Source organism: Acinetobacter sp. FB (assembly GCF_056033405.1).
In genome coordinates, this window is sequence record NZ_CM148502.1 from 734,194 (window position 1) to 757,470 (window position 23,277).

20 protein-coding genes are annotated in these 23,277 nt (G+C 36.8%); 13 read left to right on the forward strand and 7 right to left on the reverse strand.

The genetic code is table 11. The features are described 5' to 3' along the window. Window positions 1-33 precede the first annotated feature (33 nt). Together AC0JIQ_RS03520 and AC0JIQ_RS03525 are read right to left on the reverse strand one after the other, a co-directional pair. A complete protein-coding gene (locus tag AC0JIQ_RS03520; protein ID WP_474203220.1) occupies window positions 34-951 on the reverse strand; it encodes a patatin-like phospholipase family protein in 918 nt (305 codons plus the stop codon). Window positions 952-1,013: 62 nt separating this feature from the next. After that, window positions 1,014-1,640: a 1-acyl-sn-glycerol-3-phosphate acyltransferase gene (locus AC0JIQ_RS03525; protein ID WP_087535760.1), complete on the reverse strand. Its 627-nt coding sequence runs from the start codon at window positions 1,638-1,640 to the stop codon at window positions 1,014-1,016. Window positions 1,641-1,784: 144 nt separating this feature from the next. Between AC0JIQ_RS03525 and AC0JIQ_RS03530 the strand changes: the two genes are divergently transcribed. From AC0JIQ_RS03530 to AC0JIQ_RS03550, 5 genes are all read left to right on the forward strand, one after another. Continuing rightward, window positions 1,785-3,032: an MFS transporter gene (locus AC0JIQ_RS03530; RefSeq protein ID WP_474202652.1), complete on the forward strand. Its 1,248-nt coding sequence runs from the start codon at window positions 1,785-1,787 to the stop codon at window positions 3,030-3,032. 336 nt (window positions 3,033-3,368) lie between these two features. Next, window positions 3,369-4,490, forward strand: coding sequence for a porin (locus AC0JIQ_RS03535; protein WP_336938752.1), 1,122 nt, complete (start codon window positions 3,369-3,371; stop codon window positions 4,488-4,490). 304 nt (window positions 4,491-4,794) lie between these two features. Beyond that, entirely contained in the window at window positions 4,795-6,435 is a 1,641-nt protein-coding gene (locus tag AC0JIQ_RS03540; protein WP_474202653.1) for a phosphoethanolamine transferase, read from the forward strand. 14 nt (window positions 6,436-6,449) lie between these two features. After that, window positions 6,450-7,127, forward strand: a complete 678-nt coding sequence (locus AC0JIQ_RS03545; RefSeq protein WP_004664536.1) for a DNA-binding response regulator PmrA — start codon at window positions 6,450-6,452, stop codon at window positions 7,125-7,127. Between the two features lie 6 nt (window positions 7,128-7,133). Beyond that, the gene (locus AC0JIQ_RS03550; protein ID WP_474202654.1) at window positions 7,134-8,459 is read left to right on the forward strand and encodes an ATP-binding protein; all 1,326 of its coding nucleotides are present in this window, start codon (window positions 7,134-7,136) and stop codon (window positions 8,457-8,459) included. A gap of 42 nt (window positions 8,460-8,501) precedes the next feature. Here the strand turns inward: AC0JIQ_RS03550 and AC0JIQ_RS03555 are convergent, their stop codons facing one another. The 3 genes from AC0JIQ_RS03555 to AC0JIQ_RS03565 form a co-directional block, all read right to left on the reverse strand. Beyond that, a complete protein-coding gene (locus AC0JIQ_RS03555) occupies window positions 8,502-9,308 on the reverse strand; it encodes a serine/threonine protein kinase (RefSeq protein WP_474202655.1) in 807 nt (268 codons plus the stop codon). Between the two features lie 61 nt (window positions 9,309-9,369). Then, the gene (locus AC0JIQ_RS03560; protein ID WP_474202656.1) at window positions 9,370-10,086 is read right to left on the reverse strand and encodes a phosphatase PAP2 family protein; all 717 of its coding nucleotides are present in this window, start codon (window positions 10,084-10,086) and stop codon (window positions 9,370-9,372) included. A 112-nt stretch (window positions 10,087-10,198) separates the two neighbouring features. Next, window positions 10,199-11,386, reverse strand: coding sequence for an ammonium transporter (locus AC0JIQ_RS03565; protein WP_050041557.1), 1,188 nt, complete (start codon window positions 11,384-11,386; stop codon window positions 10,199-10,201). 413 nt (window positions 11,387-11,799) lie between these two features. On the opposite strand from AC0JIQ_RS03565, the gene AC0JIQ_RS03570 reads away from it, so the two are divergent. The 4 genes from AC0JIQ_RS03570 to AC0JIQ_RS03585 all read left to right on the forward strand — a co-directional run bounded on the left by AC0JIQ_RS03570 (window position 11,800) and on the right by AC0JIQ_RS03585 (window position 16,081). Beyond that, window positions 11,800-13,470, forward strand: coding sequence for a sensor domain-containing diguanylate cyclase (locus tag AC0JIQ_RS03570; RefSeq protein ID WP_474202657.1), 1,671 nt, complete (start codon window positions 11,800-11,802; stop codon window positions 13,468-13,470). A 108-nt stretch (window positions 13,471-13,578) separates the two neighbouring features. Next, entirely contained in the window at window positions 13,579-14,598 is a 1,020-nt protein-coding gene (locus tag AC0JIQ_RS03575; RefSeq protein WP_474202658.1) for a molecular chaperone DnaJ, read from the forward strand. A gap of 155 nt (window positions 14,599-14,753) precedes the next feature. After that, the gene (locus AC0JIQ_RS03580) at window positions 14,754-15,581 is read left to right on the forward strand and encodes a hypothetical protein (RefSeq protein WP_474202659.1); all 828 of its coding nucleotides are present in this window, start codon (window positions 14,754-14,756) and stop codon (window positions 15,579-15,581) included. 29 nt (window positions 15,582-15,610) lie between these two features. Continuing rightward, entirely contained in the window at window positions 15,611-16,081 is a 471-nt protein-coding gene (locus AC0JIQ_RS03585) for a hypothetical protein (protein ID WP_474202660.1), read from the forward strand. Window positions 16,082-16,208: 127 nt separating this feature from the next. Here the strand turns inward: AC0JIQ_RS03585 and AC0JIQ_RS03590 are convergent, their stop codons facing one another. Together AC0JIQ_RS03590 and AC0JIQ_RS03595 are read right to left on the reverse strand one after the other, a co-directional pair. Continuing rightward, entirely contained in the window at window positions 16,209-17,078 is an 870-nt protein-coding gene (locus AC0JIQ_RS03590) for a hypothetical protein (protein ID WP_474202661.1), read from the reverse strand. 77 nt (window positions 17,079-17,155) lie between these two features. Then, window positions 17,156-20,056 (reverse strand): valine--tRNA ligase, encoded by a 2,901-nt coding sequence (locus AC0JIQ_RS03595; RefSeq protein ID WP_474202662.1) that lies wholly within the window; start codon window positions 20,054-20,056, stop codon window positions 17,156-17,158. A 204-nt stretch (window positions 20,057-20,260) separates the two neighbouring features. On the opposite strand from AC0JIQ_RS03595, the gene AC0JIQ_RS03600 reads away from it, so the two are divergent. From AC0JIQ_RS03600 to AC0JIQ_RS03615, 4 genes are all read left to right on the forward strand, one after another. Then, window positions 20,261-20,941 carry a hypothetical protein gene (locus tag AC0JIQ_RS03600; protein ID WP_474202663.1) on the forward strand — a complete coding sequence of 227 codons (681 nt, stop codon included), beginning with the start codon at window positions 20,261-20,263 and terminating at the stop codon, window positions 20,939-20,941. 117 nt (window positions 20,942-21,058) lie between these two features. Further along, entirely contained in the window at window positions 21,059-21,721 is a 663-nt protein-coding gene (locus AC0JIQ_RS03605) for a hypothetical protein (protein ID WP_005214182.1), read from the forward strand. Between the two features lie 18 nt (window positions 21,722-21,739). After that, window positions 21,740-22,546: an SDR family NAD(P)-dependent oxidoreductase gene (locus AC0JIQ_RS03610; RefSeq protein ID WP_005214180.1), complete on the forward strand. Its 807-nt coding sequence runs from the start codon at window positions 21,740-21,742 to the stop codon at window positions 22,544-22,546. Next, complete coding sequence (locus AC0JIQ_RS03615; protein WP_474202664.1) at window positions 22,543-23,250, forward strand: Dph6-related ATP pyrophosphatase; 708 nt, start codon at window positions 22,543-22,545, stop codon at window positions 23,248-23,250. Before AC0JIQ_RS03610 ends, AC0JIQ_RS03615 begins: the two co-directional genes overlap by 4 nt. Window positions 23,251-23,277: the final 27 nt, after the last annotated feature.

Below are 23,277 nucleotides of genomic sequence, written 5' to 3' on the forward strand. Positions count from 1 at the left end.
TTATAAAATAGCAGCAGCCCCTGAAGATAATGATTAGAATTTAGCTTTTGGTGCAGGTTTAAATGCAGCAGGAGATTTCTTAAATGTTGCAATTGCATTTTGGATTGATGTGATTTTCGCTTGAGCCGATTTTTCACCTTCTAAAATTGCTTGATTACTCGATTTCAGATCAAGTACACCCAAATGACCGACTTTCGGTTGAATTACAATATTTGCTTGGCTCAATTCTTCATTAATACTTTGTTGCCCCATAATATTAATGGTCTGATCCAATAAACCCCACATACTTAATGGTTTATCACCTGTTGGACGTGCAGATATATCGACTGCAATCACAATATCAGCACCCATATCTTTGGCAGTTTTCACAGGAATAGGACTGACTAAACCACCATCTACATATTTGGTATTACCAATCACAGCTGGAACAAAGACGTTGGGAATACTGCAAGAGGCCCGTACGGCTTGACCTGCATTTCCTTTAATAAACTCAGCTTTTTTACCATTGTCTAAACGAGTGGCGACCGCAGCAAAGCGAATTGGAAATTTTTCAATTGGTTTGTTTCCAACTTGAGTATTGACATAGTTTTGCAGTTTTTGCCCAAGGATAATGCCTTGGCTATTGATGGTAAGATCACGCAAATCAGATTCTTGGAGTTTTAATGCGAGATTTTGCATTTGATAAGGGGTTTGCCCACTTGCATAAATACTTCCAACAAAGCTACCCGCACTTGTTCCAGTGACAATCTTAGCTTTAATACCATGAGATTCTAAAACTTTAATGACACCAATATGCGCAAAGCCTTTTGCACCACCTCCACCTAAAGCCAAAGCGATAACAGGTTCACGAGCTTTAATCGAAGTCGTAGGGGGAGCATTTTTTACAGTTTGATCACAACCAAATAAAGCTAAGCTGAATAAAGCCAAGCAAGACAGTCGAGCAATTTTCATATGAAGTGGAGATAAAATAGACAAAAAGATGGGCACATCAGAGCAGATTTACCCCTAATTTTCTAGTCCTTTTTCACAAGTTTTTGTAATGGTTCTGCCAGCCAAGCCGGATTCTTTGGAGAAAAATGACCAACATAACGCTGCATAATCTGTTCAAGGTCATTTTGATAGTGACCTGTTGGTGTAAATGCTCCTAAGCTGTAAATGGTTTTGCGATCGTAGTCGAAAGCAAACATCACAATGGGTATTCCTGCTGCATGAGCTATATGATAAAAGCCACTTTTTATTTTTTCAGCTTTTTTTCGCGTTCCCTCGGGTGCCATACCAACCCAAATTTTGTCATATTTGTGAATAGTCGCGACCACTTGTTCAGTGAGACCGTTAGTGCTGTCGCGGTGAACAGGAATGAGTCCTGCCCAATCTAAAATTGACTTAAAGGGTGGTTTAAATAAAGTATCCTTTCCTAAAACTGTAATTTTTAAACCGAGCCCACCAATTGCCAAGAAACCATACCAACCATCAATATTTGAAGTGTGTGGAGAAATGATAGCAACTGCTTTGGGTAAGTTTGGAATTTCTCCAACCACAGTCCAACCTTGTCCTAAAAATAGTTTTCTACACAAAGTACGACTGAAAGCCGTTCCACGTTGCGGAACTAACGGAGGTAAGTCAGGAAAATATTGTGGCATAAATCTGTAAATACGATGACAACTACAATTTATGTTAAACGCTCATGAGAGGTCTAGCATTGGCAAAAACTAAGATTTTATTGCCAGATCAATGAAAGGATTAGATACTTGAGTTCTCTCTTTTGTTGCTCTGGAAAACTGTAAATGCTTAATCTTCGACAGATTTACATTTTATTGTTTTCTCTATATTGGGCACAGGGATTACCTGTAGGTTTCATGACCCATGCCTTACCCGTAATTTTAAGGGCACAAGGTGTCTCTTTAGCACATATCGGTGGTTTTGGTTTACTGATGCTGCCTTGGTCGATCAAAATCTTTTGGGCGACATATGTTGATCGTTTTGCACTCTCTCGTTTAGGACATTACCGTAGCTGGATCATTCCGACGCAATTATCCAGTGTTTGTATTTTGGTTATTTTGTCATTTTTCCCTATTCAAGTACTTGATCAACCTAGTTATTTATTTATTTTCTTTCTCTTACTTTTCTTGATGAATTTTACTGGTGCGACACAAGATATTGCCACAGATGCTTTAGCTATCAATTTACTCAAACAGGATCAACAGCATTGGGGCAATACATTTCAAGTGATTGGTTCACGCTTAGGATTTATTGTTGGTGGTGGAGCAGTGCTTTGGTGTTTAGATTGGTTAAATTGGCAAAAGACCTTTCTTATTTTAGCCATGTTGGTCTTTTTGAATACCCTACCTATTTTGTTTTATCGAGAGCCTAGGCATGATTTTACAAATAGCGCGCAGACAACTTCTTCGATTTCATTTAGCCAATCAATTAAAAAATATCTTACTTATTTTACATCTTCTCAAGAGTTAAAAACGTGGTTGATGGTCTTATTGAGCTTTAAAGTTGCTGATGGTTTGGCAGGACCATTATTAAAACCTTTGATGGTAGATATGGGCCTAAATTACACCCAAATAGGCATTTTTATCACCATATTTGGTGCTATGGCGGCGCTGCTAGGAGCAGGTGTTGCAGGGCTTTTATTGAAACATTTTTCCAGAATACGATGCTTAATTACTTTCTCAATTCTGAAGATTATCAGTTTAGTAGCTTATACAGGCATTGCTTATGGGTATGAAACTAATCAGCAGATTACTCCATTTTGGTTATATATCGTCAATGCATTTGAAGATGCATGTTCAGCAATGTTATTGGTGGTCATCTTAACTTTGATTATGCAGTACAGTCGCAAAGCATTTGCAGGTACAGATTTTACTTTTCAGGTATCGATTATGGCTACGATGAGTGGTTTACTGTACTTAGGAAGTGGAATTTTGGCTGATGCAATTGGATATTATCGTTACTTATGTTTGATTTGTATGATTGCTATTTTTTGTCTATTCCCGATTTTCTATTGGAAAGAAAATACAAGATGAAAACAAATTTTTATTACAAATTTCTTTTAATATTTCTTAATTTTGAAATATAAATGATGGTTTTTATATTGCTTCATCGGCAAAGTTTATTGTTTTAACTCAAAGTCTCGTGATTGTGCATAAGTATTTTTCATGGAATAGTGTTTTAAAAAATATTATTTAATTTATTGAAATTTATTAATAAAAAAATATTTTTTATAGAACTTATAAAATGTAATTGATGTGTATAAAAATTAAACTTTAGTCGAAAATAGAATAAATAAATAAGATTTTAATCGTTTTGTCATATAAAGTTAATGTGTAGGATTTGTTACAAATTTAGCTAGGACGTAAACAATGAAAATCAAAATTGTAACAGCAGCAGTGCTTGGTTTACTCGCAACTTCAACATTCGCAGCACCAACAATCTATGGTGAGATTGATGCCAGTGTTGATTATTTACCAGAAAAAAATGCAAAGACTGCTAATCGAGATGTTTGGGAAATCAGCTCAAATAGTTCGTTTATTGGAATCAAAGGCGACGAAAAGCTAACAGATCGTTTAAGCGCTGTTTATGCTGCGGAATGGGGCTTAAGCGCTGATGGTGATAGCACTGATTGGACGCAACGTAACCGCTTTGTTGGTTTAAAAGACAGTCAATTAGGTACAATTAAAATTGGCGTACATGATACCCCAGTTAAGCAATTGTCGAGCGCTGTTGATACGTTTAATAACTATGTGGCAAACAAAGCTGATGTGAATGGTATTTTTACTGGTGAAAATCGTATTAGCAATGTCGTTGTTTACGAATCTCCTGCAGTAAAAGTACCTGTATTAGATGGTGCAATTAAAGTAAATGCTTTATTGGCAACAGGTGAAGCAACCGGCATTGATAACAGTAAATCAGGTGTTGCAAAAGTTGCTGGAAGAGGCCTAGGTGATTCTTGGTCAGCTTCAGCGAGTTTTGAAAGCCCATTATTAGTTGCTGGTATTGGATATGACAAAGCGATTCCTAGTAATTTCTTAGGACGTGGTATTCTAAATGCTAATGCTTCTGATAAGGCGATTGCAGGGAGTCAATTATTTGCTGCTGCAAATACAGTTCGTGCAATTGGTCGTTTAAATCCAGTAGAAGGCTTGGCATTAAAAGCACTTTATCAAACGTCTGAAGTTGAAAAAGCATTAGGCAATGCTGCTGGATCTGAAAATATTGATGATGCTCAAGGTTGGTTAATTGGTGCTGAATATAATATTCCGCAAGCAAAAAATTGGACGGTGAAAGGTCAATATAGCCAAAATGATACGAGTTTTAAAAACAACACGGCAGATTTTAAAGCCAAACAAGTGATTGCTGGTGCTGACTATGCATTTAGCAAACAAGTTAAAACATATGGTTATGCGGGTTATCTAACGCTTGAACAAGCGGACAAAAAAGATAAGCAACCTGTAGCAGGGTTAGGTTTAGAATTTAAATTCTAATATCTTGTATCTAAAAACACCCCCTAAGTTTGACTTAGGGGGTGTTTTTTTATTTCTATTTTATTATGTTGTAATATAATCATTTAACTGAATAAAATGATTTTCGACAATAACACTAAGACAAATTTTAGATGGAAAGTAAATGGAATTCATTGTTTTAAAATGAATTATTTTGACATATGCTTTGATGCCTAGATCTAGATCCATTGTTTTGTTAACTCTCAATTATTTAGTTTAAGTCATTTTTAAGTTTTTATTCTTATCTTAAGCAAGTTAAGAAATCTATTTTCAGACTGTGAAGATCATGTTCCTACAGAAACTCAAAACCAAATCGATATCCTTGTTTGCATTTAATCTATTGCTTGCAATATGGTTAGGTATTTTTCTTAACTTTGCTTTTTATGAAAAAATCCAATCGCTTACGCCCTATACTGGGATAAAAGCGGGAATGTTTGTCGCAGCATCCATTATTGTAGTTGTTGCAGCTTATCATTTTATTTTTCAGCTTTTTAACTGGAAATGGACAGCAAAACCAATAGCTATCGCTTTAGTTTTTATTGGTGGCTTTGCTTCATATACTGTGAATACGCTTGGTGTTTTAATTACATCAGATCAAGTGCAAAATTTAATGCAAACTGATGTTGCTGAAGCACGTGATACATGGTCTTGGCATTTGGTTGTATGGACATTAGGAATGACTGTACTTCCCATCATTGCAATTTTGATGGTGAAGTTAAAGCCTGAACCAATCCTGCGTCAAATTGTAAAAAAAGTGATTGCTTCAATTGTTTCATTGGCTTTGGTTGGTGGATTATTGTTTGTTTTTTACGTTGATTTTGCAGCGATATTCCGTGAAAACCGTGATTTGAAGGGAATGATCTCACCGCAAAATATGATTGCTTCATTTGCTTCATATTATAAGAAGAAAGCACCTAAAGAAAATTTACCGTTAGTGACTTATGGTGAAGATGCTTCAATGCAGAAAGCGAATGTTACTGCTTTACCTAAATTGATGGTTTTAGTGGTGGGTGAGACGGCACGTGCAGAAAACTTTTCTTTGAATGGCTACGCTAAGAATACCAATCCGAAGCTTGCGAAACAGGATTTAATTAATTTTGCTCAAGTGAGCTCTTGTGGTACAGCGACAGCTGTTTCCGTACCATGCATGTTCTCTGGTATGCCACGTAAAGAATATGATGAACGACTTGCAAGCCATCGTGAAGGTCTACTTGATATTGCAAAACGTGCAGGTTATCAAGTGACATGGATTGATAATAATTCTGGTTGTAAGGGAACTTGTGATCGAGTTGAACAATTTAATATTCCAGAGCCAATTCAAAAGAAATGGTGTAAAGATGAAGAGTGTTTTGATGATATTTTAATTGATAGCTTGAAAGCATATCTTGCAACAATTCCTAAAGATGATACGCGTCCACGCTTAGTTGTACTACATCAAATGGGTAGTCATGGTCCAGCCTATTACAAACGTATTCCAGCAGAATTTAAAGTTTTTAAACCGACCTGTGATACCAATGCGATTCAAGGTTGTTCGCGTGATGCACTTGTGAATAGTTATGATAATACCTTGCTTTATACGGATTATGTTTTGGACTCATTGATTGAAACGTTAAAAGGTCAAACACAGCACGAAGCAGGCTTGTGGTATTTATCGGATCACGGTGAATCAACAGGTGAAAGTGGTATGTATTTACATGGAGCGCCATATGCAATTGCCCCGACTCAACAAACCCATGTTCCAATGTTTATGTGGTTCTCTGATCTTTGGAAAAAGCAAGCTCCAGAACAAATGAAATGTTTAGCGAAGCAAAATAAGAGTGTATTGAGTCAAGACAATTTGTTTCCAACGATGTTGAGTTTACTCGATGTCAAAACCAAGGTGATTGACCCTAAAAATGACATGTTAGCGACATGTTCCAACCCATAAGGTGAGATAAAGTCATGACCAAAATCTTGATGATCGAAGATGATTTTATGATTGCAGAGTCAACATTGACTCTGTTGCGCTACCATCAATTCGAGGTAGAGTGGGTCAATAATGGCGTAGATGGGCTGTCCTTATTAGCAAAGCATAATTTTGATTTAGTTTTGCTTGATTTAGGTTTACCCATGATGGATGGTATGCAGGTATTGAGACAAATCCGTCAACGTAGTGCACTTCCAGTATTGATCATTTCAGCAAGAGATCAACTGCAAAACCGTGTCGATGGGTTGAATCAAGGTGCGGATGATTACCTAATTAAACCTTATGAGTTCGATGAGTTATTGGCACGAATTAATGCACTATTACGTCGAGGTCATGCAGAAACAGCACAACTTAAAAATCAATCGCAGTTATTGAAAAATGGTGATTTGGTTCTTGATGTTGAGCAGCATTTGGCGACCTTCAAAGGACAACAGATTGAGTTATCAAACCGTGAATGGGCAATTTTAATTCCGCTTGTGAGCCATCCAAATAAAATCTTCTCCAAAGCAAATCTTGAAGATAAGCTTTATGATTTTGATAGTGAGGTGACCAGTAATACCATAGAAGTTTATGTACATCACTTACGTGCAAAACTAGGTAAAGATTTTATTCGAACCATCCGTGGTTTGGGTTACCGACTGGGACAATCATAAATATTTATGAAAATATCTAAGCAATACTCACTGAAAAAAAGACTGATTTGGGGAACTTCGGTCTTTAGTTTGCTGCTTGGATGTTTATTAATCTTTACAGCTTATAAAACAGCTTTACATGAAGTTGATGAGATTCTTGATACACAAATGCAATATATGGCTGAGCGTTCGACTGCTCAGCCATTAACAACTGTTGCGAGTAAAGTTGAATTGCATCGCACATATCACGAAGAAGATTTGTTGGTTGATATTTGGGCTTATAAAGATCAAAGTCATTTATGGCATCAAACACACTTACTCATCCCCCCTGTAAAACAAGCAGGTTTTTATAGCCAAGAAACGCCACAAGGCAAATGGCGTGTCTATGTGATTCCTTTAAAAGACTATCAAATACAAGTTAGTCAGCAGGAAGATGTTCGCCAATCATTTGCTTGGGAATTGGCAGGGAGTATGTTTGTTCCCTATATCATTTTATTGCCTTTTGCGATTTTAGTTTTAGCTTTTATCATTCGTTTGAGTTTAAAACCTCTCGACGATTTCAAAACAGAATTAAAGCGACGTGATTCAGATGGTTTAGCGCCCATTGATGGCAATCATTATCCTCAAGAGTTGATCCCAACTATTGAGGAGATGAATCATTTATTTGAACGAATTCAACATGCTCAAACCGAACAAAAGCAGTTTATAGCAGATGCTGCACATGAATTACGAACACCCGTCACTGCACTCAATTTACAGACCAAGATCCTGATTAGCCAATTTCCTGAACATGAAGCATTGCAAAATTTGAGTAAAGGCTTGGCGCGTATTCAGCATTTGGTGACGCAGCTTTTAGCTTTAGCAAAACAAGATGTTGGATTAAGTTTAATCGAACCAAATACTCACTTTCGTTTGAATGATGTCGCACTCAATTGTGTTGAACAGCTTGTTAATCTTGCAATGCAAAAAGAAATTGACTTAGGTTTTGAACGTAACGATTTGATAGAAATGCAAAGCCTTGAATCAACTGTTCATTCAATTATTTTTAATCTGATTGATAACGCGATTAAGTACACTCCAGATCAAGGTATTATTAACATTTCAGTTTACAGTGACAGTGACGATTTTGCTTGCATTCAAATTGAAGATAGCGGTGTCGGTATTGATGCTGAACAGTACGATAAAGTTCTAAAACGTTTTTATCGAGTGCATCATCATTTAGAGGTGGGCAGTGGTCTCGGACTTTCAATTGTCGATAAAGCCACGCAGCGACTAGGTGGAAGCCTAGTTCTATCTCGAAGTCTTGATTTAGGTGGTTTATCTGTTTTGGTTCGTTTACCTAAAAAGCTCTAAATTTGTTTCTCGATGATTTGAGTTATTGAATTATCAAATGAGTTAAGTAATTGTTTCGGAATGCTCTTTTAAGTAACGTAAAAATAAAACACATTTCTGAATACGTTTGCCATCATTACCAATTTTTCTAATATTAAAATTAAGAATCCATTTTAAACGTTTTCCAACTTTACATATGTCATTATAAACTTGTGGTTCAGTCAGTAAAGTAGGATAAAGAATTTGACTAGCATCGGATAATTGCTCAAATTCGAAATGATAAGCAGTAGAAAAAATAAATAACAACCAGTCACGAACAAAACAGTCATGCAAACTTAATACTTCACGAGGATCTGTTTCAAAATCAATAAAACTAAAATTATTATTTTTATCGACTAAAATATTTCGAGCAAATGCTTCGCTTAAATAACCTTGTTTAGTATGAATATATTGAATCGCTTGAATTGCTTGGTTAAATAAAAGAGATTTTGAATGAATATCATTTTTGCATTTAGCTAATGCTTGATCAAGTTGTTTAACTTTAGTCTTGTGCTGTGCTCCAACATCCTCCAGCAGAATTCCTTTTTGGGAAATAGCAAGTACGTTTGAAGTTGAAATACCTAAGGATTTGAGTGATTGAATTCGTTTGTATTCACATTGAATAGCATCGGAACCACCTTGATTTGGAACTGGAGTAATTGCACCTAAATTAAATATTTTTGCTAACCACTTTAATGGCACGTAAAGCCACAAACTATGACGTTCTGAGGCTTTTTTTAACCATACTTTATGGGAACCTAGATCATATGCTTGAATGGAAGATTGTTGCTTAGTTAAAGTGGTTTCTAAGAAGTTTTGAAAGTCATCCATCAGCAGCAAACAGTACCTAAGTGATTATCATGATAGTGCATGAAGCCATGCGAGTAGAGTCTCACTTTATCATATCATGATTCATTTGCGTTACAGAATTAGCCGCTGCATGAGCTAAATGACGTTTATACGTGATCATATAGACCACAACATTGATAGCAAAGCAAATCCAAGCTGTCCATAAATTATGGCTGAGGAAATGAGCACCACGCATCATTTGCGTCCAGCCCATAACAAACCCAATTAATATACCTGAGAATAAGTAAAACCAAGCTCTTTTGTTTTGATCAAGACGATAAACAAAATAGCCTGTGACTAAGGCAAAGCCTGTACTTGCATGTCCACCTGGAAAACAATGCCCAGCTGTTGCTGAAAAATCCCAAATAAAGCCTGTTATTGTCTTATGGGTCATATCCCATGGACATGCATGTGCAGCTTGAGCTTTGATTAGACCAATAGTGCACGTACACAGCATACTAACCCAAAACATATAGCCATATTGCCAACGTTTCACTTTGAGTTTTTCTATTTTAAAAGAAGCGATCCATAATAAGAAAAAACTTACGTATACGAAAGTTAAGACTTTTTTAACATAACTATGATTAAGTGTTGCAAGATACCAATCACCCTTTAATGCAAAATCACCAAAAGTTCCTACCCATGGTTGGATCAAATAGAGATCTATTGCCCCACCGACTGGAAACACGAATAAGAGGATAAAAAAACTCACAAATAATAAGAAACTTGCGATTAAGAAGAAACGTGTTTTTAAAATCATAGAGCATGCAATTCGGCAGAATGATAGCTTGGTTATTTAATAATTTGAAACTTAATTATCTCTTAAAATGTTCATAAAAAAAGCGGCTTAATAGCCGCTTTAAAAATTATTTTTAGAACATTGATTCTTCTGAATTTGCTGAAATTTTATGAATTGAAAGATCCGCACCACGATATTCATCTTCTTGAGAAAGGCGAATCCCCATCGTAACTTTCAATATGCCATAAACGGTGAAACCACCAGCAAGCGCAATCACAATGCCTAAAACCGTTCCAATGATTTGAGAAATGATAGAGACACCTCCTAAACCACCTAATGCTTGTAGACCAAATATGCCTGCCGCAATCCCACCAAATGCACCACATACGCCATGTAAAGGCCATACACCCAAAACATCATCTACTTTAAGTTTATTTTGTGTATAAGTGAATAAATACACAAACAAAGCACCCGCAGCACCACCAATTACAAGCGCACCAATTGGGTGCACGATATCGGAACCTGCACAGATTGCGACCAAACCTGCGAGAGGGCCATTATGTAAGAAACCAGGGTCATCTTTACCCATGAAGTTTGCTGACAATGTACCACCAACCATTGCCATAAGAGAGTTAATCGCAACTAACCCTGAAATAGCATCAACGCGTTGTGCGCTCATGACATTAAAGCCAAACCAACCCACAATTAAAATCCATGAACCTAAAGCAAGGAATGGAATCGATGACGGCGGATGTGCGCTTACGCGACCATCATGCTTATAACGACCATGACGCGCGCCAAGTAAAATCACTGCGGCTAAGGCAATCCAACCGCCCATTGCATGTACGACAACTGAACCTGCGAAGTCATGGAAGCTTGCACCAAAAGAGCTTTCTAACCATTTTTGAAAGCCGTAGTTACCATTCCAAATCATGCCTTCGAAGAAAGGATATATTAAAGCAACCAGAATTAAAGTGGCGATTGCTTGTGAACGCATTTTGGCGCGTTCTGCGATGCCGCCAGAAATAATTGCTGGAATCGCTGCTGCGAAGGTGAGTAAGAAAAAGCAACGCATTAGGTTATACCCATGGTCAGCCGCTAAAGTGCTTCCTGCATGGAAAAAGTTTTGTCCGTATGCAATCCAGTAACCGACAAAGAAATAAGCGATTGCTGAAATCGCAAAATCGGTCAGAATTTTACTGAGTGCATTGACTTGGTTTTTGTGGCGGACTGTACCAAGCTCAAGAAATGCAAAACCTGCATGCATTGCCAATACGAGTACTGCACCGAGCAGTAAGAAAAATAGATCTACGTTTTGCATAGTGGTGCTCAAAAAAAGTGCTAAATTTAATTTCGATGCAAACATTTGATTCGTTTTTTGCACCAAAATAGATTTAGTAAATCTAAAAACTTAAGCTGTCGTTGAACAACTCAATTTGATAAAAAATATAATGCAAAAAACGCACCAATTTAGAAAGTAAATTATAATTTTGGTGAAAAGTGGTGCATTTTGCTTAAAAATAGCACCATTTATTATGCTTTGAGAACTAAATTTTAAAATATGAATGCGTTATTGCAACCGAAAATTACAGTCTAAGCTCGGGCAATAGAACTTGAGTCTATTTTCATCGGATTCAGTATTTTTCCAAGAACATTCGTTACTTTGACTTAATAATTCATAAAAGATCTTTGATATATTGCTGAGTTTAAAAAGTGATTTGCTATAGGGTGCAAATGAACATATTTCGCATAGATTCCTTTCGTAATCGACTACTGGTCCTGTTTGCAGGGATGTCTTTTATGTTTGGACTATGTATTACTTTATATATTGGTAAGACTGCTTCGGCGCAAATGAGTCAAACCAGCGGTCAGACCTTATATATTGCAGCGAAAAGTATTAGTAATACCTTGGCAAACTCGCTTACAGAACGTGAGCGAGAAATGGTGTTATTAAGCCAATCTCCATTTTTTGCTGAAGCTGATTTTCATAACCCGCGAGTACAGCAACAACTTGAGCAAGTCAAAAAGTCTTATAAATATTATGCTTGGTTAGGGATTGCCAATACTCAGGGGCAAGTCGTCGTTGCAGCTAATCATTTACTAGAAGGGGCAGATGTTTCAGAACGCCCGTGGTTTATTCATGGTGTAAATCAAGTCTATCTAGGCGATGTACATAAAGCTGTTTTACTGGCCAAGAAAATTAAAGCGATTAATCCTAATGAACCATTACGTTTTATTGATTTCGCTACGCCAATTTATGATCCATCGACACATAAAATTAAAGGCGTTTTGGCTGCACATGCAGATTGGAGTTGGGCGAGCCATGTATTAAGTAGTTCATTATCGGAAAATGCTGCACAACGCGGTATTGAGGTATTTATTGTCAATCAGCATGGTGAAATTCTATATCCATTTAAAAGCATTGGACAAGTTCAGCCTCCTACATTTCAGGCAAATCGTGGACATTATTTTTTGCATAATTGGAATGAAAAACAACAGTATTTAACTACAGATGTTCCCGTGCTTTCTCAAACTAAGAGTAATTTAGGTTGGCACGTGATTATTCGTCAGCCCATTTCGATTGCTTTAGCAGAGGTGAAATCACTGCAACATAAAATATTAGCTTTGGGCTTTATTTTGTCATTATTGCTGTTGCTACTTACTTATAAATTGGCGAATAAGTTTAGCCGTCCGATTGAATTATTAGCAGATTCAGCGCATGCAGTAGAAAAAGGGCAAGAAGATATTCAATTTGAAGCTCAAACCAGTATTCGTGAAATTCAAGGTTTATCTCAATCGTTGCAAAGCATGACCGACACCTTGCTTACTCAAAAGCATCAACTTCAAGATGCCAATGCCACACTTGAGCAAAAAGTTGCAGAACGTACGCACGAACTACAAGTTGCCAATGTCGAGTTAGCTCATATTGCACGTTATGACGCACTTACGGGCTTACATAATCGCCGTGCTTTCAATGATTATTTATCCTATCTATTTACTCAAATGTCACGTACACAACATACTTATGCAGTGCTGTTAATGGATATCGATTTCTTTAAAAAGGTGAATGATACCTTTGGACATGAAATAGGCGATCAGGTATTGCAACGTGTTGCAGAAATTCTTCCAACCGCTTTACGGATTACTGATTTCGTCGCACGTTTAGGTGGCGAAGAGTTTATTGCTTTGTTGCCTGCTACTTCATTGGATGGAGCTGCGATATTGGCAGAGAAAATCCGATCTACGATTGAGCAAGAACAAATTATTGTAAATCACGCCATCAGTTTAAGTATTGGTGTAAGTGTAGTCCAGTTAGATGATACTGATATGAATGATGCGATTCGTCGTGCAGATAAAAATTTGTATATTGCGAAGCAGCAAGGACGTAATCGAGTGATTTCTTGACTGCTATTGCCATAGTGGATTAGAAAGTTGATTTAAATAGCTTTGGCAAAGCACTACTTTTAATATTTGATTATTGCTAGGGTTTTTAAAATTTTTAGGTGAATGAGCATGCCCTTTGATCTCAAAGTTAGTTTACAACAAAGGGCTGAGCCGTCTGCGCAGCAGAAAAAGTTGAATCGTCTCATCGATCAAATTGAACAGCAAAAAATTAGCCTTAGCATGTGGCAAAATGCCCAAGCTGAAATTCAGCAACATACACGGCAAAAACTTTTACCCGTGTATAGTGAACTCCATGAAATACTATTTCAGCAGTTAGAACAACTTTGGAATATGTTACACAGCCATGAGTTTTCCAAAGCGGATATGCAGCAACTCGATGAAAAAATTGCTCAGCTTGCTCAATTTTTAAAGCGCTCCAAAATGTTGAAAGACGAACAGCTAAAGCTAGTCAAGCAGATTGATACTTTTTATCAGCAACATGCACAGCAATCGGTTAAAAAGAATAAAAAACTACAGTCAGCCAAGTTTGAATCTGATGAAAATTTTGAGCAGGATGCAGCATTAGAACGCGATGACTTTGAGCAGTATGTGGCTGAGCAACAACATGCACGGGAACAAGCCAAGCAACTGAGGCAACAGCAGAAACGTGAGCAAGCTGAGCAGATGGCAGCACAGTCGTTGAAAACCGTGTATTTAAAGATTGCTGTGATGATTCATCCTGACCGTGAGCGAGATGAAACTAAGAAAGCAGAAAAAACTGAGTTATTTCAACAGGCAAGCCAGGCTTATGAACGGCAGGATTTATTTTATTTGCTCAAATTCCAATTACAACTTGAACAGAATAAAGGTGTAGGGGCGAAAGAGTTATCTGCGGAGCAAGTGAAGTTTTATAAATTGGCTTTGGATGCGCAAAGTCAACAGCTTGAAAGCCAAATTGATGAGATTTTAGATTCCTTTCAGTTGGTGAAAAAAGTCAAAGCCGAGCATGTGCATATGAGTGATGTGTATAAAGCCATAGATGCGGACTGTGCTGAGTTAAAGCAGCAGTTGAAGTGGGAAAAAGAACGTTTAAAGCATATGAAAAAGCTGAGTGGGGTAGAGATGTTATTGGGGCATGGGGTGCTTTGATTATTATATTTTAGAGATAAAGTCTAAATTTGTGAGTAAAAAACATACATAAAGTAATTATTTAATGTTGTAATTAGAGTTTGATAATACTAAATATTGTCTGAATAAATAAAATGTTATATGAATAACAGCAATAAATTTCTGAAATAAAATAAATGCCAAACTATATAGCAATTGAAAAGAAAATAGAAAATTCAAAATCTTATGCATTACTACAAATGGCACATACAGATGATCTGATTCGAAGTTATTGTGCAAGATATTGGTATGAATGTGCTGTTCACTTAAAGGATGACCCTGCTCTTCAAGTGCGAATTGAGATAGCTAAAAATTGGTATGATTTAGCAAAACAATTAGTAACTGATGAAGCTGATAATGTAAGAGTTGAAGTGGCGGCAAAATGGTATGACCTCGCTCAAAAACTTACGAATGATTCATCTGAAGAAGTTCGAGCAAAAATTGCAGCAAAGTGGTTTGAATTAGCCAAAGAATTAATCAAAGATCAGTCTACTTATGTTCAATCTGCTTGTGTTGCAAATTGGTATGAGTTAGCTGTTAAAACTTTAGATCATAATCAATCTATTGATATTTCTGTTAAAGTTGCGTGTGTTGCGTCGTGGCATGATTTGGCGATACGAGTTATTGATGAAGGTGAAACTGATGTTTCTGTGATCAATGTCTGTATTCGTAAATGGCATGATATTGCTGCGCGTTATATCGATTCTCCTATTGTTAGTCATCGATTTATGGCTGCAAAATGTTGGCATGATCTTGCAGAACAATTGCTGCATGATCCTGAATCTTTTGTTCGTGCATATTGTGCTGAGTGGTATGATTTTGCAGTTAATTTATTTAATGATACGAGTACTAAAGTGAGACAAGAGTGCGCGGCTAATTGGTATGACCTTGCAATACAATTATTAGATGATAAAGACTCACAGGTGAAAAAAATTGCAAAAATGACCGTTAAGAAAAATAAATAAAAATAGTAAATACATGTGGATATTAAAGAATGGGAAATAGCCCAATAATATTTTTAAGTATTGATAATGAAGAAAAACTTTATTACTTTAACTTCGCAAATAAAAAAATCGATCAATCAAATATATCAAGAACACAGCGTGCAGCAAACGGTTATGGTGTTTTTGTGGAAATAGATAAAGAGAAGAAATTAGCAGCAATTTTGGGTTTTGATGAGTCAGTTTACTTTTTATTTGATAGGTCATTGTATCGTTTGGATGATAAGAGCTTAACAGTGATTCAAAAAGATGGTTTTCTGAAAAATACTTTTCAATTGTTCGTTAATGGGCAAAAGAAACTTAATATTCGCTATAAACAAATATGGGATATTGATAACGATATTTTCTTGGATGTGAAAAACTGGTTGGAGATGAAACCTAGAGAGAAACTTCTTTTTGAATTGAGTAAATATGCAAATTTTTTAAAAGAGGATAATCTTGAAATAAGAGCTGATTCTAGTTAATAAAAATAATTTTCACTTAAGTATTGAGTAGTTATCATTTATTTAATTGAAATTTGATTGGTCGAAATCTAATAGAATTTGAAGTAGTAAAGGCTAAATTTATGATGAAAAATTTAGCCTTGTCGATTTAAAATTTAAGTTTAATAATACAAGGAGTATAGTATTCAATTTTTCTATACTCTGTTCCATACTCATTATTTTTAGTATCAAAAATACTTCTTTGTATCCAATTTTCACACGCATCAAATTTGTAGTTTATATAGTTAACATCAGTATCATGGTTACTATAGTTAATAATTTTAGCTAATACATTGTTGTTATATTTATATTCTATTTTAGAATTTTCTCTCATGTCTTTTAAAGTTGATATTGTCATTCCATTATTTTCATATATTTTTTCAAGTGGTGGCATGAAGTGGTATGGTGGCGCATTTGTTAAGGTTATTGTTTCAAGTTGATTGGTGCTCTGATTCAACTTAACAGTTTGGATAGTCATAAGTTGAAGCTTCCCATCAGGCATATTTGCATATTGTTTATATGTTTCAGTATTATGTGTGTATTCAATTAATGTCTTTTTAGAAAGGATATTCGGTGCAATTTGAGGGTAATAGGCAATTATTTGTGGTCTATTTTTTTCATCATACTTCGTAACAGTGCCGATAAGATAGTTTGCTCTATCTTTGTTTTGTGCATTCATATATACATGATGCTTTATTAATTTAGACGTTTTTTTATCGAATTCCCATTCCTGACCAAGTAATCCCATTGAAGCATCAATTTGAAGTAGAGTTCCATTTGGTAGGAAATTTAATTGTGCCTCATCATATTTGAAAGAGCTATTTTTTTGAGTGGACCATAATTTTAATGTTTTTACTTCTCCTTTTAAATATAAATCATTTTTATTAATTATTAATTTTTCTGGAATTTCAATTTGTGCATATGAGAGCATACTGATCATGGAAAATTGAAATATTAAAAAGATTTTAAGAATTTTCATTTAATATGCCTTAATAAATTATAAAGGGCTGATTATTCAGCCCTTTATATTACAGATTAAATTGTAGCCTTTAAAGATTAAAGCGCCGCAATCTGCTCCATATTCGCTTTAATCTTCACTAACTGATCAGCAAACTCAGCCAATTTTGCTTTTTCACCCTCAACTACAGCCGCTGGTGCTTTCGCCACAAAACCTTCATTACCAAGCTTAGTCGCAATTTGGTCATGCTGCTTTTGTACTTTGTCTAAGTCTTTTTGTAGGCGACTAAGTTCCGCTTTCGGGTCAATTAAACCTTTCATTGGAACAAATACAGACACATGACCTACAACAGATGAAGACGACAATGGTGGTTGTTCAGCATCCGCCAAGAAGGTAATGCTTTCTACTTTCGCCAAAGCTTTAAATAGAGCTTCAATACGTGTGATCTGTGCTTTTTCAGCTTCCGTTGTGTTTTGAAGCAATACTGGTAATAAACGTGCATTACCTAAGCCCATTTCACCACGGATGTTACGTACCGCACCAATCAAACCTTGTAACCACTGCATGTCCGCTTCAGCTTGCTCATTGATTTTCTCTTGAGCAGGCACAGGATATGCCGCAGTCATAATAGTTTTGCCTTCAATACCCAGCATTGGCGCAAGCGTTTGCCAAATTTCTTCAGTCAAGTACGGCATAATCGGGTGAGCCAAACGTAAAGATGCTTCCATCACAGCCAATAACACACGACGAACTTCAGCTTTACGCTCTTCTGACACTTCAGCATCGTTCAATATTGGCTTGGTGAGTTCTACATACCAGTCACAGTATTCATTCCAAATAAAGTCGTAGATCGCTTGTGCAGCTAAATCTAAACGATAGGTTGCAAAGGCTTGTTGAACCGCAGCTTCAGCTTTTTGTAGACGGCTGATAATCCATTGTTCAGGTAACTCCCAAAGATCAGGACGAGCAGTTTGACCAACCGTTTGACCTTCAACATTCATCAATACGAAACGGGTTGCGTTCCAGATTTTATTACAGAAGTTACGATAACCTTCAACACGCTTCATGTCGAATTTGATGTCGCGACCTGTGTTCGCGAGTGCACAGAAGGTGAAACGAACGGCATCTGTACCATAAGCTTGAATGCCTTCTGGGAATTCTTTACGGGTTGATTTTTCAATCTTCGCTGCTTGTTTCGGGTTCATTAAACCTGTAGTACGTTTTTGTACTAAAGTTTCAATATCTACACCATCAATCAAGTCGAGTGGGTCAAGTACGTTACCTTTCGACTTAGACATCTTCTGACCTTCGCCATCACGAACTAAACCATGTACATAGACAGTTTTGAACGGAACTTGAGACGTACCATCTTCATTTTTCATGAAGTGCATGGTCATCATGATCATGCGTGCAACCCAGAAGAAGATAATATCAAAACCAGTCACCAACACATCAGTCGGGTGGAAGGTATTGAGGAAATAGTTTTCCGCATCTTTTGCTTTGTCGCCAGTCCAACCTAAAGTTGAGAATGTCCAAAGTGCAGAAGAGAACCATGTATCCAATACGTCTTCATCTTGGTTCAATGTAACATCAGCAGGGATGTTATTATTGGCACGAACTTCTGCTTCGTCACGACCAACGAATACATTACCTTCAGCATCGTACCAAGCGGGGATACGATGACCCCACCAAAGCTGACGTGAAATACACCAGTCTTGAATGTTGTTCATCCATGCCATGTACATGTTGCTGTACTGCTCAGGTACAAATTTGATGTCACCATCTTTCACTGCTTTAATAGCTGGTTCAGCAAGCGGTGCAATTTTGACATACCATTGGTCAGTCAATAATGGCTCAACGATCACACCTGAACGGTCACCGCGAGGTGGTTTCAACGTATAAGGTTGAATTTGATCTAACCAGCCTTCAGCTTCAGCTTGTTCAACCAATTTCTTACGTGCAGCAAAACGCTCTAAACCAATGTAGTCTGCTGGTGCAGCGATGGTTTTAGAAATTTGCTCGCCTGCTTTGGCGATGTATTCAAACTCAGCCAATACTTCCGCATTTTTGTTAAAGATGTTGATAATCGGCAATTCACAACGCTTACCGACTTCATAGTCATTGAAGTCATGTGCAGGCGTAATTTTTACACAGCCTGTGCCGAATTCTTTATCAACATATTCATCTTTAACAATTGGAACTGCGCGACCTGTAATTGGCAGGATAATATTTTGACCTACAAGGTGTGAATAACGCTCATCATCAAGTGCAACAGCAACGGCGGTATCGCCTAATAAAGTTTCAGGACGTGTGGTTGCGACAACAATGTGATCTTTACCATCGTGCGTGCGGAGTGATTTGTCTTCAAAGAAGTATTTGAAGTGCCACAATGAACCTGCTTCTTCTTTGTCTGATTCAACTTCAAGATCAGAAAGGGCAGTTTGTAGTTTCGGGTCCCAGTTTACCAAACGTTTACCGCGATAAATTAAGCCATCTTCATGCAGTTTAACGAAGACTTCTTTCACCGCATTGGATAAACCTTCATCCATGGTGAAGCGTTCACGTGACCAGTCAACAGAAGAACCTAAACGGCGAATTTGACGAGTAATCGTACCACCAGATTGTTCTTTCCATTCCCAAATTTTTTCAATGAACTTTTCACGACCCAAGTCATGACGGCTGATGTTTTGTGCGCCAAGCTGACGTTCTACGACCATTTGTGTTGCAATACCGGCATGGTCAGTACCCGGTTGCCATAAGGTATTTTTACCAGACATACGGTTATAGCGAGTCAAAGCATCCATGATGGCATTGTTAAAACCATGACCCATGTGCAAGCTGCCCGTGACGTTTGGTGGTGGAATCATGATACAGAATGATTCACCTTGACCTGAGGGTTTAAAATAACCTTGTTGTTCCCAGATTTGGTACCATTTCTTTTCGATCTCAGTTGGATCGTAAGTAGTTGCAATATTTTGAGCAGATTGAGCGTCAGTCATAGTACAGAAGATTAAAATTGAATAAAAAATTAGATCTATTGTAGCAAAAAAATGATGAATATTTTCATCAAAAAAAGTCGATGAAAACAGTTGGTTTTTTTCTTGAAAAAAGTTAGATTTATGTGTGTTACATCACACAATTAAAAATGTTTAAGCATAAAACAACGATATAAAAATATTAAAACTTAAAAATGGATGGTTACGATGAGTTATTCAATTCTATTAAAAATCAATGAAGTAACTTATGATAAGTTTGAGACGATTCGTCAGCAACTCAATGATGGAACGAGTGCGAGTCAATCTAGAGTTCTAGGTGAAGTACTTTCAGAAATTGCTTGTGACATCGTAGAACAAGTTTTTTCAGTATTATTGATTCAAAATAGTCAACCTACAGCGATATCGCAGAAATATAAGACTGAATCTGAAAAAGTAATTCAACAAATTATTGGTGCAGTACGTCGATATATGCCTTGGTCAATCGCATTATTTGGTAATGAGCGGCTTTGTCCTTTTGTGAACTATTTTTCTAATATGATTAAATATCATGATCAGCAAGTTTATGTAGCTTATCCAATTGATCGAAACCTAGTACAACAGGCACACGCGTTAGTTGCACAGATCAAAAACAATGAAATCAATGATATGGCAGATGTGTTCCATACGTTGATTCAGATTGTAGACTTAGGTGTAACTAATCTAATTCGTGAGCCAAAAAAATGCCTAAATTTCAATAAGGTGGTGGATAAAACTTTAAATGGGGTGATTAATATAACGGCACAACTCAGTTATAAGCGTTTAGAGAAAATGAGTAACCAAGTAGACTCAAATACGGCAACAGATTGCGTTAATCACTTTTTGGCATTTATGCATGTTGATCGTGAATAGAATGTGGTAAATTCAGCACTTGAAAAGCCAAAAATGAAAGAAAAACAGAATCTAAGGATGAATAAGGGCTTATTAAATAAGCCCTTATTTTATGGAATCTAGAATAGGGTTATTAGAATGAAAACTGACGTTTTTTTAAATATTCATGCCGATACATATGCGCGATTTGCTCATATCCGTACGCAGCTCTTACAAGGTAGTAAAGAAAGCCAAGCAAATGCATTGGGGGCAGTTTTATCTGAAATTGCATGTGAAGTGATTGAACAAGTTTTTATGGTGCTATTACAAGACAATCAACATCACTCACTCACAGGTGAATCTGAAAAAGTGATTCAGCAGATTTTAGAAGCAATCCGAAAATATATGCCATGGTCAGTGTCATTCTTTGGTAATGATCGTCTAGTTCCATTAGTTGAATATTTATCTAAAACAATTCGAGTTGAAGATGAGTCGGTATATATGACTTATCCGATTGAGCAACAGTTGACTCAACAGGTTAAAGCTTCGAGTCAAAAATTGGCTGAAGGGGAAAGTCGGGAAATTGCCAATTCACTTAAATTACTGACAGAAGTGATTGATGTAGGTGTCACTCATTTAATTCGTGAACCTAAAAAGAGCCTAAAATTTAATTTTGTAGTCGATAAAACTTTAAATGGCGTAATTAATATGACGACTCATTTAGGGTATAAGCGTTTAGAGAAATTAGGTACTCAACTTGATCAACAAGTTGCGGCAACTTATGTAGATTACTTTCTTAAATTTATGCGTCACCCTGCATAAATAAAGGAGATATATAACATGGCGAAACTTAAAAGTCTTGAAAATAAAGTCGTATGGATTACAGGTGCATCTTCAGGTTTAGGTAAAGCTTTGGCACGAGAGTGTGCTTTACAAGGTGCTCAAGTTGTACTAACTTCACGTCGTTATGATGAGTTGGAGTCCGTTCGAGTGGGTTTACTTAAACCTGAACAGCATCTTTCAATCGCTGCTGATATTACCGATGAGGCTCAAGTCCGCCATGCACATGAACAAGTTCTCGCAACCAAAGGACGTATTGATTGGCTGATTAATAATGCAGGTTTGAGTCAGCGTGCGTTGATTGAAGAAACAAGTATGCACACTGAACGTGCCATCATGGAAGTGGATTATTTCTCACAAGTGTTCTTTACCAAAACCGTATTACCCACTTTGCTCAAACAAAAATCAGGTCGGGTGGTGTTTATTTCGAGTGTGGCAGGTCTTTTAGGAACCCAGTATCGCGCGACTTATTCTGCGGCTAAGGCTGCAATTCACATGTGGGCCAATAGTTTACGTGCGGAAGTCGCTAAAGAGGGAATAGCGGTTTCAGTGGTTTTTCCTGGTTTTGTTAAAACTAATGTTTCATTTAATGCTTTAAATGGTGAGGGCAAACCACAAGGGCATCAAGATGAAGCGATTGAAAATGGTTTAGAAGCAGATGTATTTGCAGAACGTGTCGTTGAATCTTTGATGGCGGGAGATGAATATATTGTTGTTGGTGGAAAAAAAGAACAATTGGGTGTCTTGGTCTCTCGATTATCACCAAACTTATTGTATAAGATGATTCGCAAAATGAAAGTGAAATGAGTGTGAATAAGCGCAAGAAAGCCGTTTTCAATTGGAGTGGTGGTAAAGATTCATCTTTGGCATTGTATAAAGTATTACAGCAGGATGAATTTGAGGTAGTTGCCTTATTAACAACAGTAAATGAAGAAACTGAATTGTCTTCCATGCATGCGATTCCCTTTTTATTATTGATGAAGCAAGCTGAAAGTATTGGGATTCCACTTTATCCTGTATTTTTACCCAAAAATCTGCCTGTGTATGAGCAGCGTATGTTAGATGCTGCCAATCATTTTAAAGCGCAAGGTGTTAAACACTTTATCTTTGGTGATATTTACCTGAGCGATGTACGCAAATATCGAGAAGATCAATTGCATCCTTTAGGGATTGAAGTCGTTGAACCGATCTGGAATCTTAATTCGAACGAAGTGATGCAAGATTTTTTAGACTCAGGTATTAAAACTAAAATGATTGTGACTGATGCCAGTAAGCTCGATAAGTCGTTTATTGGTCAAGATATTGATGCTGAACTGATTGCACGAATGCCAAGTGAAGTCGATCTCTGTGGTGAGAATGGTGAATATCATACCTTTGCTTATGCTGGTGGTTTATTCAAGCATTCTATTGAGTTTGAAATTACTGAGACGCGTCAGATGTCATATGAGTTTAAGTTAGAGAATGGGGAAGAAAAAACCTATCACTATTGGCAAGCAATATTTGCAACGTAGAATAAAAAATCCTGTGAGTTGCACAGG